This is a genomic window from Hymenobacter sp. DG25A, from assembly GCF_001280305.1.
Taxonomy (GTDB): domain Bacteria; phylum Bacteroidota; class Bacteroidia; order Cytophagales; family Hymenobacteraceae; genus Hymenobacter.
Window position 1 is genome coordinate 709,417 of the sequence record NZ_CP012623.1, and the last position, 17,887, is coordinate 727,303.

The window sequence follows — 17,887 nt, forward strand, 5'->3', positions numbered from 1 at the left end:
GTGCCGCATTGCCAAAGAAAAGTGCTTGGTAATTAAGCCGGCTGCTGTCGGTTGGCTTTCAGCTGGGTCACTTCCAGCACGTGTTGCATAACGCGGGCTACTTCTTCCGTATTTACCTCGCCATGCTGCACGTGGGTGCGGTGCAAAGGTATGTTATAGAGTTGGCGCACGCGGTGGCATATCTCCTCCGAGTCCATGATAACCAAATCGGCGCGGCGGATGGCCAGGCGCTCCAATGCCTGAATCCAGCCCCGGTCGTCGGTGGTGTTACGGTCGGTGCACAGGGAGTGCACGTGCAGCACCAGCGGCCGGCCGGTGCGCTGCCGGATTTCCATGGCGGCCAGCCAGGTAGGCCACTCAGCGGCGTAAATCACCTCAAATGGCTTATCGGCTACTACGGGCGTGGCAAAGCGGGCATACTGTATCACCCGGAAATTCAGGTTGGCCTCCTGGTCCAGCTCATTATTAAGTACGGCCAGCGCATGGTGTGGCGTGGTGCGCTCGGCGTTGGCCGGTAGAAGGCTGCGGGTGTCGGCAGGCTTGGCATAAGCAACCGGCTGCTCCAGGGGTTGGCCCTCATCCAGCGCATTGGCTTCGGCGGCGTCGGGCTCCCCGGCGCTATCCTCGGCATCCAGCAAAGAAGCAGAGAGGAAAGAGCTGGCCGACGTTCCGGTGGAAGTTGTGGCCGGCTGACCGGCGGAATAGGCGGTAGCTTGCAGGGCCGGAGCCGGAGCAGATTCCCCGGCCGGCGTGGCGCCCAGATAGGGGGCAGCCGGCGTTTTCCAGGCAGATCTTTCCGTTACCGCGCTGCGGGACTGGTCTACGGCGGACTGCAATTCCTCCACCGACAGGCTGCCGATGACTGTTACATCTGCGCCGGATATGGGGGCGGAGGAGGCCGGCAGCGTGGGCAGTATTACCGTAAGCTGGTGGTGGGCTGCCAGCGCGCGGGCCAGCCCTAACGGGGCCGGGGCCGGGTGCTGCGGAGGGTACATATCATCCCAGCCTAGTAGTAATACCTTCAGGTTAGGGGTTTCCATGGCGGGGTGTTTGAGGGGGCAGGGGAAAAGTAAAAAGCCGTTGAATATACGGGGAAGCGGCTTTTTGGCAATCTACGATTAATGATAGGCAAAATTCCTATGAATCGTTTTTACCTTGCGAAACGAAGCTCGTCTGTCCGGCCCGGCCGGACATTTTTTTGCCCCGCATCCACACCTTCATGGCCGATTCAATTCAGGATAACAATTACATGATCAACGACCTGGTGTCGCGGAAGCATGAGCACTTCCCCGGCAAGGTCATTTCATCCCGAACCACTGACGAAGGTTTTCTTTTCTCTTGTGATAATGGCGTGCAGCTGATGCTGTACGTGGTAACCGATAAAATTCTGCGCTTCCGCTACGCGGCGGAAGGTCGTTTTGAGGCTGATTTCAGCTACGCCGTTCCCGCCGACCAGCCCCGCCGCGAGCTGGAATTCCTGGAGTTCAAGGAAAAACCCGACCACTACCGCATTACCACCGAGCGCCTGATCTGCACCATCAGCAAGGAAAACGCCGGGGTGCGCATTCTGGACCGCTCCGGCAGTCTGCTTTCGGCCGACGAGAAAGGCTTCCACTGGGAGTACGACTACGAGACCGGCAACGACATCGTGAAGATGAGCAAGCAGGTGCAGAGCGGCGTGCACTACTATGGCCTCGGCGACAAGCCCGATAACATGAACCTGCGCGGCAAGCGCTACCAGAACTGGGGCACTGATACGTACGGCTACGTAAAAGGCTCCGACCCACTCTACAAGAACATTCCGTTTTACCTGGAACTGCACCAGAAAATTGCCCACGGCATTTTCTTCGACAACTCCTTTAAGTCCTTCTTCGACTTTGCCGCGGAGCGGGCCGATGTAACCAGCTTCTGGGCCATGGGCGGCGAGATGAACTACTACTTCATCTACGGCCCCACGCTCATGGAAGTAACCCAGGAGTATACCCGCCTCACGTGCCCGCCCGAGCTGCCCCCGCTGTGGGCCCTGGGCTACCACCAGTGCAAGTGGAGCTACTACCCCGAGAGCAACGTAAAGGCCATTGCCCAGGGCTTCCGCGACCGGAAAATTCCCTGCGACGCTATTTACCTGGACATCGACTACATGGATGGCTTCCGGTGCTTTACTTGGAGCCCCACGCACTTCCCTGAGCCCAAGCGCATGGTGAAGGAGCTGGCCGAGGATGGCTTCAAAACCATTGTCATCATCGACCCCGGCATTAAGATTGACCCCAACTACCCGGTGTATACCGAGGCATTGGAAAAGGACTACTTCTGCCGCCGCGGCGACGGCCCCCTGATGAAAGGCTCCGTGTGGCCCGGCCTCTGCAACTTCCCCGATTTCACCCGCCCCACCGTGCGCGAGTGGTGGGCCGGCCTGTTCAAGGGCCTCATTGAGGAAACCGGCGTGAAGGGCGTTTGGAACGATATGAACGAGCCCGCCGTGTTCGAGAAAGGCACTTTCCCGGACGATGTGCGCTTTGACTACGACGGCCACCCCGGCACCCACCGCAAAGCCCACAACGTGTACGGCATGCAAATGGCCCGCGCCACCAACGAGGGCGTGAAGCGCTTTTCCTATCCAAACCGCCCGTTCACCATCACGCGCAGCACCTACGCCGGCGGGCAGCGCTACTCTTCCGGCTGGACCGGCGACAACATTGCCTCCTGGGAGCACCTGTGGCTGGCCAACATTCAGTGCCAGCGCCTGAGCATTTCCGGCTTCTCCTTTGTGGGCTCGGATGTAGGCGGCTTTATTGATACCCCCGATGGCGAGCTGTACGTGCGCTGGGTAGCACTGGCGGCCTTCCACCCGTTCTTCCGCACCCACAGCAGTGGCGACCACGGCGACCAGGAGCCCTGGTCGTTCGGGCAGGAGTTCTGCGACCTGGCCAAGTCGTTTATCGAGCTGCGTTACCGCCTGCTGCCCTACATGTACACCACCTTCTGGCAGTACGTGCAGGAAGGCACGCCCATGCTGCGCCCCCTGGCTTTCCTCGACCAGAACGATACCGACACGTACCTGCGCATGGCTGAGTTTGCGCTGGGCGACCACCTGCTGGTGTGCCCCATCACGCAGGCCGGTGCCGATGGCCGCTGGATGTATCTGCCGCGCGGCAACTGGTTCTACTACTGGACCGATGAGCCCAAAGGCGGCGGGGCCGAAGTGTGGGCCAGCGCCGGCCTGGACCGGATTCCACTGTTCGTGCGCGCCGGTGCCGTTATTCCTTTCTACCCCCTCATGCAGTACGTGGGCGAGAAAGTGGTAGAGCAGCTCATACTGCACGTGTACTACACCGAAGGCGAAGAGCTGAGCGTGCTCTACGAGGACGGCGGTGAAGGCTACGGCTACGCCAAAGGCCAGAGCACCACGCGCCACTTCCGGGTGCAGGGCAACGATAACACCTTCAGCCTGAAGCAGGAAATTGCGGGCCCTTTCGAGCCAACCTACGAAACCTACAGCGTAGTGCTGCACGGCCTGCCCTTCGCGCCCGCCACGGTAACCGTGGATGGCCAGCCCGCAGAAGCCACACAGGGCGTAACTGAAGCCGGCCTCACGCTGCCACATGTTATTGTGTCGGCAGGCTTTGGTGAGTTGATTATCAAGTAAAAAATTAAAATCTCTGCTTATGAAAAAAGGACCCATGCTGACTAGTTTGGGTCCTTTTTCATAAGCAGAGATTCAACTCCGGATATTCTCCTTCAGATACTGGTACACCTGCTCATTGGAAATCAGGGAGCCGTGGTGCTGCTGCGCAAACGTGCGCGTGCTTACCTGCACATCGGGCGGCAGGGCGGGGTCGCCGAAAACGGTGCCGATAGCGCTGCCGGCCCCCACCAGCCCGTCGCCGAAGTAATGGGCCAGGGCCGAGGCGGTGGATTTTAGCAGGGAGCCCACCAGAATATGGTAGTGCACCCCGGGCAGGGGCGGCACCAGGGTGCGCGGGGGCAATAGGTGGTCGGCGTGCGGGTGCTGCCAGTCTTCGTCTACCAGCCGGGCGTAGCGCAGGTCTTTGATGCCATTGCTGCGCCGGTCTATCAGGTCGCTCACAAAGCGGGTGGGGCGCAAGTTAATCTTGCGCAGCACCATGGAGGTGAGGTAGCTGTTCTGCTCCAGAAAGGAGCCCTCATTGGGGACGCCCAGCAGAAACACCGTTTTCAAATGCTTTACCCAGCTAACAGCCGGCCGGCTTTCTCCTGAAGAAGACTCCGGGGCGGATGCAGCCGCATCCTGTGTTCCGTAATACCCTGCAGAGCGAATAACCAGGCCGCCCATGCTGTGCCCCACCAGCACCAGCTCCTGCGTGGCCTCCGGATAGGTGGCTACCAGCTCCGTGAGCAGCTGGCTAAGCAGGTGTCCGTTTTCTGAAATGTGCAGGCCGGAGTTGAAGCGTACATACAGGCAGTGCACCGGCAGCTCCCGGTGCAGGCGCGGGCCAAAGCGCGGCGCCGCGCCGGCGCCGGTTTGCCAGAGGAGTTCGTCGCCCATCAGCCCGTGCAGGAATATCACGGTTTTGTGGCGGTCGGGGGAAAGGTGCAGGTGGGAGACGGGTACATCGGCGCCGTGGCGGCGGAAGCTCATTTGAATGGTCCGCGGGTCGTGGCGGGCGGCCAGCTGGTCGCCGAAGGCGCCGTTGAGCACCGGTAGGGTAAAGTGCCGGTTGGCCAGGGAGGTCTGGTATAGGTAGCTCAGGCCACTGCCGGGCCAGCCGGCCGCCTTGCGGGCGGCTGCGCCCAGCTTTTGCCAGCGAGAAGGTGGCTTGGGGCTGGAGGCGTCATCAGGGGGCAGAGAAGGGGGAGGAGTATCAGGCACAGCAGCAACGGTATAAAGCAAATTTACGCCAGAAATACCCGGCACCTCACTACGGACACTCAGATGGTGGGCTGCGCGGGGAAAAGCCTGCTCCAAATACCCAGCACCACCCCGGCTACCAGCCCCAGCAGCAGGCCGCCCAGGTGCGCCGCATTATCTACGGAGGGTTGCTGCAGGCCGTAGGTCAGGCTGGTGGCGGTTACCAAAAGCGTATTCACCAGCAAAGCCAGCCGCTGAGGGCGCGTAAGATGCCGGGCGCCCGTGGCTACCAGGGCCAAGAGCAGGCCATACAACCCAAAAATAGCGCCGGAGGCTCCTACGCCGTTCACGCCCCCGGTGTGCCACCACAGGCTAAGCATATTGCCGGCCACCCCACTCAGCAAGTACACCAGCAACAGCCGCCAGCGGCCCACCAGCGGCTCGGCCAGCACCCCAATAAACACCAGGGCGTAGCTGTTGAGAAGCAGGTGCGTAAGGCCGCCGTGCAGAAAGCAGGCCGTAAACAGCCGCCACCACTGCCCGTGCAGGGTAAGCGGGGAAAAGTTGGAGCCCCACCGAATAAGGTCGGGGCCGGCCGGGTGCAGCACGTTGGTTCCCTGCGCTACCATCCATCCAAAAACCGCCAGATTCAGCCACAGCAACAGGGGCGTGATGAAATAGCTGCCGCCGGGCCGGAACACCCGGCTGGCCTGCGCCCACCAGGAAGGCTGTACTGGCTCTTCCTGCTGATGAGAAGCTCTGGGAGTATGGGACTGCTGTGGCAGCTCGGACGGAACCAGGCCGCGCCGCTGCAGCTCCTGCAAAGCCCCGTGGCCCAGCTCCGGCGGATAGCGCCGGGCATGCTGCGCCAGGTACAGCAATTCAGCATCACTGAGGTGGGCAAAATCGGTGAGCGGGTCTTCGGCGGGCAGCATAGATGTATAGAACAGCGTGGCTTACCGAAGGTTGAGTTTACCGGGGTGGCCGGGTTATTTGCCCAGCGTCATGTGCAGGGTAGTGGTTTTGCCCTGCAACTCCGTCAGCAGCTGGGGCACGGAGGCCAGGGCTATTCGTATCTGCTCGTTCAGGGGCGGGTTGCCCAGCTGGTAGTTGCCGCGCATCAGGGTAAGGGCCGTCATTTCGCGCTGGGCAATGTCCTGCATAATGTCCACGCGGGCTTGCATAATGGGCTTCAGGTTGTGGTTATACACCAGCACGCTGGTGAGCTTGCGCCACTCCTGATAGGTTAAATCAACTTGGCTGGGGAAGTTGGAATCGATGCGGCCGGCCGTTGCTTCTTTGGTTAAATAGGCTGATTGATGCTGCGCAGTCCAGAAGCGCTGCGCCAGAATCAGGTACTTGCGCGTGGCCTTTTCGTCGCGGCGGGCTGCGGCCGGCAGCAGCTGCAGCATGCGCTGCACGCTGGCCTCCGTTTGGGCCGTAAAGTTGGGAATGGGGCGCGAGGCCACGGTTTCCAGAACGGCCGGGCCGGATTTGCCATCCTCGGAAGTACGCTTTGCCGGCATATGCCACCAGTACAGCACCGCGCCGCCCACAAAGAGCAGAATAGTCAGGACGGCGGCCCAGTTAATGCGCGAGCCAGAATCCGTATCCCATTCCATCTGGGCGTCCTGGGTATCAGCAATAGCCTGGCGAGGATTTACCCCCCGTTGGCGCAGCTCGTGCTGGGCGGCGGTTACTAAGGTCTCGTGGTATAAGCTGGGGTTGCGAATCAGAAATAAAAGCTCTTCGGTAGTTTTCTGGGTCAGGAAATCAGAACCAGCAGTACTGGAAGTTGACATCGGGGCAAAGAATAGCGAATGAATAAAATGATAAAGCAGCAAGATACAGGGAAACCTGGGCTCAACCACCCGGCGCAGGCCGCGTATAGCCGGAAATACGCAGGCCTCGCATCCTTCTAAATACCCTAAATAGTATACCCGTATGCAAAATAACCCACAGCCCACCGACAGCACCCAGCCCGAAAAGTCAGCGGAATCGGCCAAGCCCAACACCAAGCAGCCCACTGAAGGGCAACCCCAGCCCACCAGCACCCAGGAAGACATGGGAGATGGGGAAGGCATCCGGGGCGGCTACGGCAACTCAGACCAAACCAACGGCATGGAAGGCGGCGACGACCCGCAGCCACACAACGACCTCACGCGCCGCGGAGTAGGCGACTAACCCCCCGGCCGCTTTGTAATTTATATAGGATAACAGCCTCAGGCCTAGCGTGGTCTGGGGCTGTTTTGTTTTATAATCATGGCCGGATAAAGTTGTTTTTAGAGCCAATCCAGGCACATTTGGGTGTAAATTTTTCCGGTAAAGCAACTCAGGCTGCGTAATTTCGAGGCATCTTACTCGTTTGGTGCTGATGCTTGGATTCTCTACTGTTGGTCGTGTTGTTCTGTTTAGTTGGATGTTGGTGTGGGGACTCACTGCCTGTTGCCAGCGGGCAGAGGCGCAGGGCATGCCGCCCAAGCGGGAGCTGCGCGGCGTCTGGATTGCCTCAGTAGAGAATATAGACTGGCCCAGTTCCCGCACCCTCACCGCCGACCAGCAGCGCCGCGAGTACCAGCGCATGCTGAACGCCGAGCAGCGGGCCGGTATCAACGCCGTGTTTGTGCAGATACGCCCCGCCTCCGATGCCTTTTATAAATCGGAGCTGGAGCCCTGGAGCAAGTGGCTCACCGGCCAGCAGGGCCGCGCCCCCAGCCCCGCCTACGACCCCCTGCCTTTCCTGATTGATGAAGCCCACGACCGGGGCATGGAGTTTCATGCCTGGTTTAATCCCTACCGCGCTTCCCTGGATTCCGTCACGCGCCGCCTGGCGCCCAACCACCAGTTCCGGCAGCACCCGGAGTGGTTTATCCGCTACTCCGGCAAGCTGCTCTACAACCCCGGCCTGCCGGAAGTGCGCAACTACATTACCCAGGTTATTCTGGACGTAGTGCGCCGCTATGATATTGATGGGGTGCACTTTGATGACTACTTCTACCCGTACCCCGAGCCCGGCCAGGCCATTCACGATGAAGCCGCCTTTGCCCGCTACAACCCCGATAACCTGAAGCTGGCCGACTGGCGCCGCCAGAACGTGAACCTGCTTATTCAGCAGGTGCACGACTCCATTCGCAGCACCAAGCGCTGGGTGAAGTTTGGCGTCTCGCCTTTTGGCGTCTGGATGAACAAATCCGGCCACCCCGAAGGCTCCGACACCCGCGCCGGGCAGCCCAGCTACGCTAATCTGTATGCCGATACCCGCCTGTGGCTGCAGCAGGGCTGGGTAGACTACATAGTGCCGCAGCTCTACTGGAGCAGCAATTTCCGGCTGGTGCCCTACGCCACTATTCTGGAGTGGTGGTCGCGCAACCACTACGACCGGCACCTCTACATTGGGCAGGGCGCCTACCGCATGCTGGAAAGCACCCGCTCCGATACCACCTGGCGCAACCCGCGCGAGCTGCCCCGGCAGGTGCGTCTCAACCGCTCTTTCCCCACTGATGTGAGCGGCAGCGTGTTTTTCTCGGCCAAGTCCATCATGGCCAACCCGCTGCACACCACGGATTCCCTGCGCCTGAACTTGTTCCGCTACCCGGCCCTCATTCCCACCATGCCCTGGATGGATGCCGTGCCGCCGCGCCCGGCTCAGAACCTGATGCTCACCCGCGCCGGCGGCCCCGTTACCCTGCGCTGGCAAGCCGGCTCCCAAGCCGCCGATGGCGACGAGGCCCGCTACTTTGTGGTGTACCGCTTCGCCGAAGGCGAAACGCCCGGCCCCGACGACCCGCGCCGCATCCTCAAACTGCTGCCCCGCCGCCCCGATAAGCCCCTGGTGTGGCAGGATACCACCGCCCGCCCCGGCCAGGAGTATGCCTACTATGTGACGGCCGTAGACCGGCTGCACAATGAAAGCGCCCCCATTCGCGTGACTACCCTGAAAACGGAGCCGGAAGTTTTGGTGGCCGAAACCCCGGCGGCTCCGGTTGCCGTGCCCGCTACGCTGCCCGAGTCGGCTCCTGCGGCCACGCCGCCCGTAACGGCCCGGCCGCCGGCCCGCCCCGCGCCTTCCCGGTCCACTATCGGCAGCCGCCCATCGTCTACGGCTTCTAAAACCAAAGTCAAAATCAAGCACAAACGCCGCCCAGGCCTGTTTGGGCGGATATTTGGCGGGTAAAGCTACTGCTCCGGATAGCCGTGGGCTTCCAGCCACCTTATTAAATAGCTGGGAGAATCGGCCCGGTAGTAGTACAGACTATAGCTCCGGGGTGTGCTGGTTTCAAAAAGCCACCGGTTGCCGCCAAACCCCTCAAAGGCACTGGGGCTGATGTAGTACGGGGAGTAAGTTTCCGGAAACTGGCTAGTCATGTTATACCACTGGCTTTTACTGAGGTCATACCGGCAGGTGTACTCAACGGTTGGGGGGCGTTGAAGCCACTTCTTTTCGGCCTGCTCGGTAGGAGACAGCAGGGGTGCCGCTATCTGGATAAGCACTGGGGGAGGCGGGGGCGTAGCCTGAGGCCCGCCCAGATTGGAGTGATGATTGAGCGCCTGCACCAGCAGAAAAGGCCCTTTCTCATCTACCTGAAAGGTGAAGAGCTGCACTGGCTCAGAAGCGCTATGGCGCAAAGCCCGAAAAACCGGTTTGGGAAGCGGGTAATTAGACAGTACCGGCGCGCCAAAGTAATACAGCTCGCTACCCAGGTGCCGGAAGTCATTCTGAATTTGCGTAGCTACCCCAGCCTCCACATGGGGCTCTTTACTGATATAATCGGGTAAGTGAAAGTAATCCGTAAGCGTGTCCCGGGGGTGGCCCGCGGCATCCGATACGCTGGGATTTTCAGGAAACGGGAAGTCAGGCGCCTGCTGCTTAGATTGACAGCTGATAACGCCCACCCACAGGAAAAGGGCTCCTGCAAATCGGAAACGGTGGCGACTGGCTGACATAACGAAGCGGTAGAAGAAAATCGCCCAGGATATAAAGCAGGTAATTCCCGGCGGCAAGCGCAGCATGACTAATTTACCCAATATTTTCCCACTCCCGCAGTAGTCAGCTTCTCATGCAAAGCACCACCCAAGCCGCTTTAGCCACCACCGGCGTGCAGCCGTTAGCGGAGGCTTCTCAACCCGGTCGCCTTATCTCCCTGGATGTATTCCGTGGCATTACGGTGCTGGTAATGCTGCTGGTAAACCACCCCGGCGACTGGGGCCACATCTACGCGCCGCTGGCCCACGCCGAGTGGAACGGCTGCACCCTGGCCGACCTGGTATTTCCCTTCTTCCTGTTTATTGTAGGCGTGTCGGCGGTATATGCCTTGGATAGCAGCCGCCACGAGGCCGCCCGCCGCCGCACGGCCATGCGGCGGGTGCTGCGCCGGGCCGCTCTGATTATGGCACTAGGTATTCTGGTGGCCCTGCTGCCGTATTTTGAGTTTGCCACGGTGCGCCTGCCGGGTGTGCTACAGCGCATAGGAGTTGTTTTCGGCATATGCGGTTTCCTGTTTCTGTACACCACCCGCCGCCAGCAGATTGCACTGGTGATTGGGCTACTCATTGGCTATGCCCTGCTGCTGCAGGTAGTGCCCGTGCCGGGTTTTGGGCCGGCTAACCTGGAGCCCGCCACCAACCTGGGCGCGTGGCTGGACCGGCTCATCTTCACCGAAAACCACCTCTGGAAGCTCAGCCGCACCTGGGACCCGGAAGGCCTGCTGGGCACTCTGCCCGCGGTTGCCACCGGCCTGCTGGGCGTACTTACCGGCGAATGGCTGCGCCGCCCGCGCCTGGAGCCCGCCGTGAAAGTAGTCTGGCTGTTGATTGATGCCGGCCTGCTGATAGTGCTGGGCTTGATCTGGAGCCACTGGTTTCCGCTCAACAAAAGCCTGTGGACCAGCTCTTATGTGCTGTACACTGGCGGCTTGGCCGTAGCAGTGCTGGCTACGCTTTACTGGCTTTGTGATGTGCAGGGCTGGCGGCGTTTTGCTTTGCCGGCCCAGGTAGTAGGCGTTAATGCGCTGCTGGTATTTGTGGGCTCTACGCTGGTGGCGCGCACGCTCAACCTATGGCAGGTAGCTGGCCCGGCCGGCCGGGCCATCAGTATGAAAGACTGGCTCTACGCACAATTTTTCGCGCCGTACTTCGCGTCGCCGTATGCCGCGTCCTTGGCCGGCGCCGTGGTTTGCCTGCTGATCTGGTATGCGGTGCTGTGGGTGCTGTACCGCCGTCATATTATTGTGAAGCTTTAGCCGGTACTTGTGGGCAGGTTATTTTCCGGACCTTGCGGTAATCTTATCTCTTCATGATCATCCGGAGTTCAGTATGTATTCCTTCAATTTCCTGATTTCCCGTTGGAGTGGCGTATGTCTGGCGGCGGGTTTGCTGCTGGCGGCCCCGACCGTAAAGGCTCAAAGTACCACCGCTGCCTCGGCGCCGGCGGTAGCGGCTGCTGCACCCATTTCCACCGCGCAGCGCAAAGCCGCCGAAACGCTGCTGGAAGTCATGCAGTCGGAAAAAACCATTAACCAGAGCATCGACATGACGCTGGCCCTGCAGATAGAGCAGAACCCCAACCTGAAAAAGCTGGAGCCCGAAATGCGCGCCTTCATGAACAAATACATGAGCTGGCCAGCGTTGAAAAGCGAAATGGTAGACCTCTACGCCCGGGAGTTCTCGGAAAAAGAGCTGCGCGAATTAACTAAGTTCTACCAGTCCTCAACGGGACAGAAATACGTGAGCAAGCAGAACGTGCTGCTGCAGGCGGGTATGCAGCTGGGCCAGCGCCGGGTGAAGGAAAACCTGCCGGAGCTGCAGCGTATGCTGGAAGAGAAAATGAAAGCGCAGGAATAACCGGCTTTCCTTGGAACAGAAAAGGCGCTGCCCCATTGGGGCAGCGCCTTTTTTTTAGGCTGGGTTGTGGATGCGGGAATTACCCGCCCAGCACATACCCAGCAAAATCCTTGCGTAGCTGCGTTTTCAGAAGTTTGCCGGTAGCCGTGTGCGGCAGCTGCTGCACAAACTCCACGGCATTGGGTTTCCACCAGCTGGCTACTTTGCCTTCATAGAAGCTCAGTATCTCTTCGGCGGTTACTTCATGACCGGGCCGCACCACAATAATTAATAGCGGCCGCTCGCTCCACTTGCTGTGGGGCACGCCAATCACGGCGGCCTCAGCCACGGCGGGGTGGCCCACGGCCAGGTTTTCCAACTCAATGCTCGAAATCCACTCCCCACCCGATTTGATGACGTCCTTGCTGCGGTCCGTAATCTGCATGAAGCCATTGGGGTCGATGGTGGCTACGTCGCCGGTGCGGAACCAGCCGCTTTTTGTTAGCTCGCCGGGCTCCCCTGCCCGGTAATAATCGGCCACAATGAAGGGGCCGCGCACCAGCAGGTCGCCGAAGGCTACGCCGTCGTGGGGCAGCTCCTGGCCTTCATCATCCACAATCTTCATGTCCACCCCAAAAATGGCGCGGCCCTGCTTGCTCTGGATGGCAAACTGCTCATCGGGACTCAGGCTAAGCTGCTGGCTTTTCAGGGTGCAAACGGTGCCCAGCGGAGAGGTTTCCGTCATGCCCCAGGCGTGGCGGATGGTAACGCCCAGCTCCTCATCAAATGCCTTGAGCAAGGCCGGCGGGCAGGAAGCGCCGCCCACAATCATGTTTTTCAGGGTGCTGAAGCGCAGCTTCTTCTCGCGCATAAACTGCAGCAAGCCAAACCAGATGGTGGGTACGCCGGCCGTAAATGTTACGCCTTCCTGCTCATATAATTCATAAAGGCTGGCTGCATCCAGTCCCGGCCCGGGCAGCACCAGCTTGCAGCCATTCATGGGGGCGGCGTACGGAATGCCCCAGGCATTAACGTGGAACATGGGTACTACCGGCAATACTACGTCGCGGGCCGAGCAGTTAAAGCAGTCTGGCAGCGAGGCGGCATAGCTGTGCAGCAAGGTGGAGCGGTGGGAGTAGAGCACGCCCTTAGGCTGGTCGGTGGTGCCGGAGGTGTAGCACAGCGACGAGGCCATATTCTCATCGAACACGGGCCACACAAACTCGTCGTTCTGGGCAGCCAGCAGGTCTTCGTAGCAGCGCACCTCACCGGGCAGCGTGGTAGCCTCCGGCATGTGGGCGCGGTTGGTCATCAGCACCCAGGCTTCTACGGTGGGGCACAGCGGCGCCAGGCGCTCTACCAGCGGCAGAAAGGTGAGGTCGAAGAAGACGAGCCGGTCCTCGGCGTGGTTGATGATGTAGACCAGCTGCTCCGGGAACAGCCGCGGGTTGATGGTATGGCACACCGCGCCCATACCCGATATGCCATAGTACAGCTCGAAATGCCGGTGTGTATTCCAGGCCAGCGTGCCCACCCGGTCGCCCCAGTTAATCCCTAGCTCGGTCAGGGCATTGGCCAGCTGCTTGCTGCGGCGGTGCGCGGCGGCGTAGGTGTAGCGGTGGAAGCCGCCTTCTACCAGACGTGTTACAATTTCGGTATCGGCGTGCCACTTAGCAGCGTGCTCTATGAGCCCGGCAATGCGCAGGGGCTCCAGCATCATCAATCCTAACATATAGCGGTGGGTTTGGGGAGGCTATAAGCTAGGAAATTAGTTGCAGGTTTCTCGCAGCGTGTTGAGACGTTAGGGCCTACGGGTGCGGATTTGAAGAAAGAACGTCATGTCGAGCGGAGCCGAGACATCTCGCGTGCTGACGTTGCCATACTAATTACCACACTAGCGAGATGTCTCGACTTTGCTCGACATGACGGGTTTAATTTAACTCTAACCATCCAGCGGAGACTTTTAATTCTCCTCCGGAACGGTGCTTTCCACCTCCAGGTGCCGGGGCTTGCGAATGGCCTCAATAGCCAGCTGCTGAATCTGGGTGCGCACATTCAGGTCGGATAATTTACTGTTGCGGCGCGTGGGGTTTACCCGGTTGGAAAGGAAGATATACGTCAGCTCATACTGCGGATCGACCCAGAAATAAGTGCCCGTGAAGCCGGAGTGGCCGAAGCTACTGGGGCTGGCATCGTGGGCGGTGTTGCCGGCCGGGGGCGTGCTGGGCTTGTCGAAGCCGAGGGCGCGGCGGTTCTGGGGGCAGAATTGGCAGCGCGTGTACTCGGCCAGCGTGGCTTCCTTGATGAGTTGCTGCCCGCCGTAGCGGCCGCCGTTGGCGTAGAGCTGCACCAGCTTGGCCAGATCAGTAGCGGAACCAAACAGACCCGCGTGGCCGGACAGACCGCCCAGCAGAGCCGCGCCTTCATCATCTACCGTCCCGTGCAGGAGCTGGCGGCGGAAAAGCGAGTCGTATTCCGTGGGTACCAGGCGGCTGAGCGGGAAGCGGCGCGTAGGGTTGAAGCCCAGGGAGGTGGCGCCCAGCGGCTGATAGAAATTCTCGCGCAGATACACATCCAGCGGCTTGCCGCTGAGACGCTCTACCAATATAGGGTAGAGGTAGAACGACAAATCGGAATACACATAGCCCGGCTTGGCATTCAGCGGCGACTTGCCAATGGCCTTCATAATGCGCCGGGGCAGGTCGCGGCGGGCCCACTCGTGGTGGGCAATCTGCAGGGGGAAGAGGGCAGAGGAGTCGCGGCGCACGTACCACCACTTCAGCTTGCCGTTTTTGCGCACGTAGCTTTTCCAGAACGGAATCCAGGCCTGCAGGCGGGCCTGGTGGGTGAGCACGTCGCGCAGCTTCAGGTTGGTTTTGTTGGTCTTGCGCAGCTCGGGGAAATAGTCGCCCAGGGTTTTGTCGGGGCTGAATTTGCCTTCATCCTGCAGCTTCATCAACGCCGGCAGGGCGGCCGTAACTTTCGTCAGCGAAGCCAAATCGTAGATATCGGTATCCTGCACCGGGCGGGCCGTTTTTCCGGCCTCGGCATAGGTTTGGGTGCCGTAGCTTTTGCGCAGTACCACCGTGCCGCGCCGGGCAATGATAACCTGCGCCCCGGGGGTGGCGTGGGCGGCCAGGGCCTGCGCCATCACAGAATCGACGCGGGCTTCCAGGCGCGGGTCCATGTCCACGTCTTCAGGGGCACCAAAGTGCAGCCGGGCTCCGCCCTGCGTGGGTAGCCCGGCACCGTAGCCGTACTTATCGGATACCGTCACGGGCAGATGCCCCGTCGCATTAATACCGCCAAAAATTAGCTCGGCGGCTGTTTCCTGGGCGTTGCGGCTTTCCTGATAAGCTACAATAACTGCTTCGGCCCGGTCTAAGTCCCGCACCTTGGCCACGGCGTAGGCTGAGCCGAACACACTGACAATCATGCGTTGCTTGGCGGCGCCCAGCTCGCGGAGCAGCACATTGGTTTCCGGCGTTACGCCAAAGCTGGTGGCCGGTTGACGGCCCAGGTTGCTGAGGGCCACCAGAATGGTGTTGTAGGGCCGCAGGGCCTCGCGCATCTGCACCAACTCATCCAGAGTAGGCGTGGCGGGCAGCCAGAAGTGGCGCACCGGCGCGTAGGTGGCCGCCATGCGCTGAAAATCGGTGGTGTCTTTGGTGCCGATGGTGAGCGTAGCCAGCCGCAGGGTATCGAGGCGGGGCAGGGGCAGCAGGTTTTTTTGGTTGCGCAGCAAGGTTACGCTCAGCTCCGAGAGGTGGCGGCTGAGGTACTGGGCATGGGGCCCGTTGAGGTCCCGGGAAAGGTTTTTTAGGTTGATGGGCTGGTACTTGTCCAGACCGGCCCACTGCTTTAGGGCCAGTACTTTGCGGCAGCGGCGGTCAATTTCTTCCTGGGTCAGCTCGCCGCGGTTGATGGCCGCGCGCACCATTTGCAGGGCCAGCGGAATGTTTTTGCTGAATTCCAGAATATCATTGCCGGCCAGCAGGGCGCGCACATCCGCCTCGCCGGGCGGGTACTTGCTGATGACGCCCTTCATGTTCATGGCATCCGTAAAGATCATGCCTTCAAAGCCCAGCTTGCGCTGCACCAGGTCCGTTACAATGGGGCGGGAAAGGGTGGAAGGCGTACCGGTGCTGTCGAGGGCCGGAATGTTTAGGTGGGCAATCATGAGGCCGCCCAGGCCGCGCTGCATCAGGCTCCGGAAAGGGTAGAGCTCCAAGGTATCGAGGCGGCGCCGGTCTACGCGCACCAGCGGCAGGGCCAGGTGGGAGTCGGTATCGGTGTCGCCGTGGCCGGGGAAGTGCTTGGCTACGGCCAGCACGCCGGCATCCTGCATGCCCTTCATGTACAGGTAGCTTTTCTCCGTTACGCTCTGGCGGTCTTCGCCCCAGCTGCGGAAGCCAATAACCGGGTTGGCCGCGTTGTTATTGACATCAACTACCGGCGCAAAATTGACGTGCATGCCCAGCCGCTTAAACTGCGCGGCCACTTCCTCGCCCATATCATAGAACAGCTGATTGTCGCGGATGCCGCCCATACTCATCTGGAAGGGGAAGCGCACCACGCTGTCCAGGCGCATGCCCACGCCCCACTCCGCATCCATGGCAACCAGCAGGGGTACCCGGCTCTGGCTCTGAAAACGATTCAGCAGCCGGCTCTGGCGCACGGGCCCGCCCTGGAAGAATATCAGTCCCCCAATACCGTATTGCTGAATCAGCGTCGACACGGAGTCTTCATCAATGCGCTTGCGGTTGGAGTAGGCGGCCACCATAAACAGCTGGGCCACGCGCTGGTCGGGCGTGAGCGTCTGCATCACCGAATCAACCCAGCGGGAGCTGCTTAGTTGGGCGGCAAACGGTATCGGCAGCTTAGCTGGCTGGCTCACTACGGCTACTGCCTTAGGCTTGGGCGCCGGCGCCACCGGTTTCAGGCGGGCTGCTACTTTGGCCGCGGGGCGGCTGCGCACGGGTGCCCGACGGGCTACCGTGCGGGTAGTTTTCTGGCGGGGTGATGATTTCTTCCGGCGCTGCGCCGACAGATCAGTCGGGCTCAGGAGCAGCAGCGCCAGCAATAGAAACGAGAGGTAGCGGAACAACGACAAGCGGCTTGGGCGTAGGTTGAATTGCGAAGTTAGGGGAATGTGCTGCTTTTACCGGGCGGGTCTTTCGGCGGCGGCCACCAGGGGCAACCAGGGTCCGGCTACTTTATTTCGATGTTCTCCGTGTAAAATACCTTGCCTTCATCCCCCTTCAGGGCCGCCGACACCAGCAGCTTCCGGCGTTTCTGGCGGAAGCGGAACAGGGCATAGTGCTTCTGATTGACCAGCGGCCCCACGCGGTACTGGTTGGGCTCGCCTAAATTATGGGTGGCCGGGTGGGTCAGACCGCTGGAAGTAACCTCATAAATTGGCTGCTCCAGGCCCGGCAGTGTCATTTTGGAAATCTCCCCAATGTGCCGGTCGCCGCTGATGAGCAGTGCGCCTTTGGTTTTGGTGGAAACCAGCAGATCCAGCAGGCGCTGGCGGGACTTGGGGAAGTTGGCCCACTTCTCGTACTTGTGCTCCTGAGGCAGGAACTGAATGCCGGAGGCAATGATGTGGGCATCGGCATCGGAGCTGGTGAGTTGTTGCTCCAGCCACTTCCACTGCGCCTCGCCCAGAATGTCGCCGGTCTGGTTGGGGTGGTAAACCAGGTTGGCGTCGCGGTACAGGGTGTCCTGAAAGTAGCGGTCATCCAGCAGAATCACTTTCACCTTTTTGCGGCCCACATTGTAGGTGTAGGCGGCATAAATGCCTTCCTGCTGGCGGCGCGGGCTGTTGGCGGGCTCCTGCAGAAAGTCCAGCGTTACCTGCTGGCTCTGCTTTTTGAAGGGGTAGTTCTTGTCGCCGTCGTTGCGGCCGTAGTCGTGGTCGTCCCAGGTGCCGATGACGGCCGTGCCCTGCTCGCGCAGGTGGCGGTAGCCTTCCTGGTTAAACTGGGCATCGTATTTCTGGCGCATCACCTGCATGTCGTCGGTGTCGCCGTAGATATTGTCGCCCAGCCAGATCCAGACCTGCGGCTTGTCCTCGGCAATATCGTCCCAGAGCGGCTGGGGTAAATCGTGGCGGTTGCAGGAGCCAAAGGCAATGCGCAGCTCTTTTTTATGCTGGGCCAGCGCTGGCGTATGGGCTCCTATATATAAAGAGGTTAGGGCCGCAAGAAGGAGGGAAGGTTTCATTGGAAAAGGGAA

The 17,887-nt window shown here is 60.4% G+C and carries 13 protein-coding genes; 5 read left to right on the forward strand and 8 right to left on the reverse strand.

Annotated features, from left to right (window positions below):
• Positions 1-32: 32 nt before the first annotated feature.
• A complete protein-coding gene (locus AM218_RS02990; RefSeq protein ID WP_054411733.1) occupies positions 33-1,040 on the reverse strand; it encodes a glycosyltransferase in 1,008 nt (335 codons plus the stop codon).
• Positions 1,041-1,219: 179 nt separating this feature from the next.
• Here AM218_RS02990 and AM218_RS02995 point away from each other — a divergent pair, with 179 nt between their 5' ends.
• Positions 1,220-3,646, forward strand: a complete 2,427-nt coding sequence (locus AM218_RS02995) for a glycoside hydrolase family 31 protein (RefSeq protein ID WP_231717532.1) — start codon at positions 1,220-1,222, stop codon at positions 3,644-3,646.
• A gap of 72 nt (positions 3,647-3,718) precedes the next feature.
• Here AM218_RS02995 and AM218_RS03000 read toward each other — a convergent pair whose 3' ends face one another.
• The 3 genes from AM218_RS03000 to AM218_RS03010 are packed head-to-tail and all read right to left on the reverse strand — an operon-like array spanning position 3,719 to position 6,630.
• Entirely contained in the window at positions 3,719-4,849 is a 1,131-nt protein-coding gene (locus AM218_RS03000; RefSeq protein ID WP_157547490.1) for an esterase/lipase family protein, read from the reverse strand.
• Between the two features lie 59 nt (positions 4,850-4,908).
• Complete coding sequence (locus AM218_RS03005; protein ID WP_054411737.1) at positions 4,909-5,763, reverse strand: rhomboid family intramembrane serine protease; 855 nt, start codon at positions 5,761-5,763, stop codon at positions 4,909-4,911.
• Between the two features lie 54 nt (positions 5,764-5,817).
• Positions 5,818-6,630: a hypothetical protein gene (locus tag AM218_RS03010; RefSeq protein WP_157547491.1), complete on the reverse strand. Its 813-nt coding sequence runs from the start codon at positions 6,628-6,630 to the stop codon at positions 5,818-5,820.
• A 142-nt stretch (positions 6,631-6,772) separates the two neighbouring features.
• Between AM218_RS03010 and AM218_RS03015 the strand changes: the two genes are divergently transcribed.
• Both AM218_RS03015 and AM218_RS03020 read left to right on the forward strand, forming a co-directional pair.
• On the forward strand, positions 6,773-7,012 hold the full coding sequence (locus AM218_RS03015; protein WP_054411741.1) for a hypothetical protein: 240 nt from the start codon (positions 6,773-6,775) through the stop codon (positions 7,010-7,012).
• A gap of 241 nt (positions 7,013-7,253) precedes the next feature.
• Positions 7,254-9,002, forward strand: coding sequence for a glycoside hydrolase family 10-like protein (locus AM218_RS03020; protein WP_410471221.1), 1,749 nt, complete (start codon positions 7,254-7,256; stop codon positions 9,000-9,002).
• A 2-nt stretch (positions 9,003-9,004) separates the two neighbouring features.
• Here the strand turns inward: AM218_RS03020 and AM218_RS03025 are convergent, their stop codons facing one another.
• The gene (locus tag AM218_RS03025; RefSeq protein ID WP_157547492.1) at positions 9,005-9,772 is read right to left on the reverse strand and encodes a hypothetical protein; all 768 of its coding nucleotides are present in this window, start codon (positions 9,770-9,772) and stop codon (positions 9,005-9,007) included.
• A gap of 113 nt (positions 9,773-9,885) precedes the next feature.
• On the opposite strand from AM218_RS03025, the gene AM218_RS03030 reads away from it, so the two are divergent.
• Together AM218_RS03030 and AM218_RS03035 are read left to right on the forward strand one after the other, a co-directional pair.
• A complete protein-coding gene (locus AM218_RS03030) occupies positions 9,886-11,067 on the forward strand; it encodes an acyltransferase family protein (protein ID WP_054411746.1) in 1,182 nt (393 codons plus the stop codon).
• 73 nt (positions 11,068-11,140) lie between these two features.
• A complete protein-coding gene (locus tag AM218_RS03035) occupies positions 11,141-11,668 on the forward strand; it encodes a DUF2059 domain-containing protein (protein WP_054411748.1) in 528 nt (175 codons plus the stop codon).
• A 79-nt stretch (positions 11,669-11,747) separates the two neighbouring features.
• Here the strand turns inward: AM218_RS03035 and AM218_RS03040 are convergent, their stop codons facing one another.
• From AM218_RS03040 to AM218_RS03050, 3 genes are all read right to left on the reverse strand, one after another.
• Positions 11,748-13,379 (reverse strand): 3-(methylthio)propionyl-CoA ligase, encoded by a 1,632-nt coding sequence (locus tag AM218_RS03040; protein ID WP_054411750.1) that lies wholly within the window; start codon positions 13,377-13,379, stop codon positions 11,748-11,750.
• 231 nt (positions 13,380-13,610) lie between these two features.
• Positions 13,611-16,760 (reverse strand): serine hydrolase domain-containing protein, encoded by a 3,150-nt coding sequence (locus AM218_RS03045; protein WP_231717533.1) that lies wholly within the window; start codon positions 16,758-16,760, stop codon positions 13,611-13,613.
• 98 nt (positions 16,761-16,858) lie between these two features.
• A complete protein-coding gene (locus AM218_RS03050) occupies positions 16,859-17,875 on the reverse strand; it encodes an alkaline phosphatase D family protein (RefSeq protein ID WP_054411754.1) in 1,017 nt (338 codons plus the stop codon).
• Positions 17,876-17,887 lie beyond the last annotated feature (12 nt).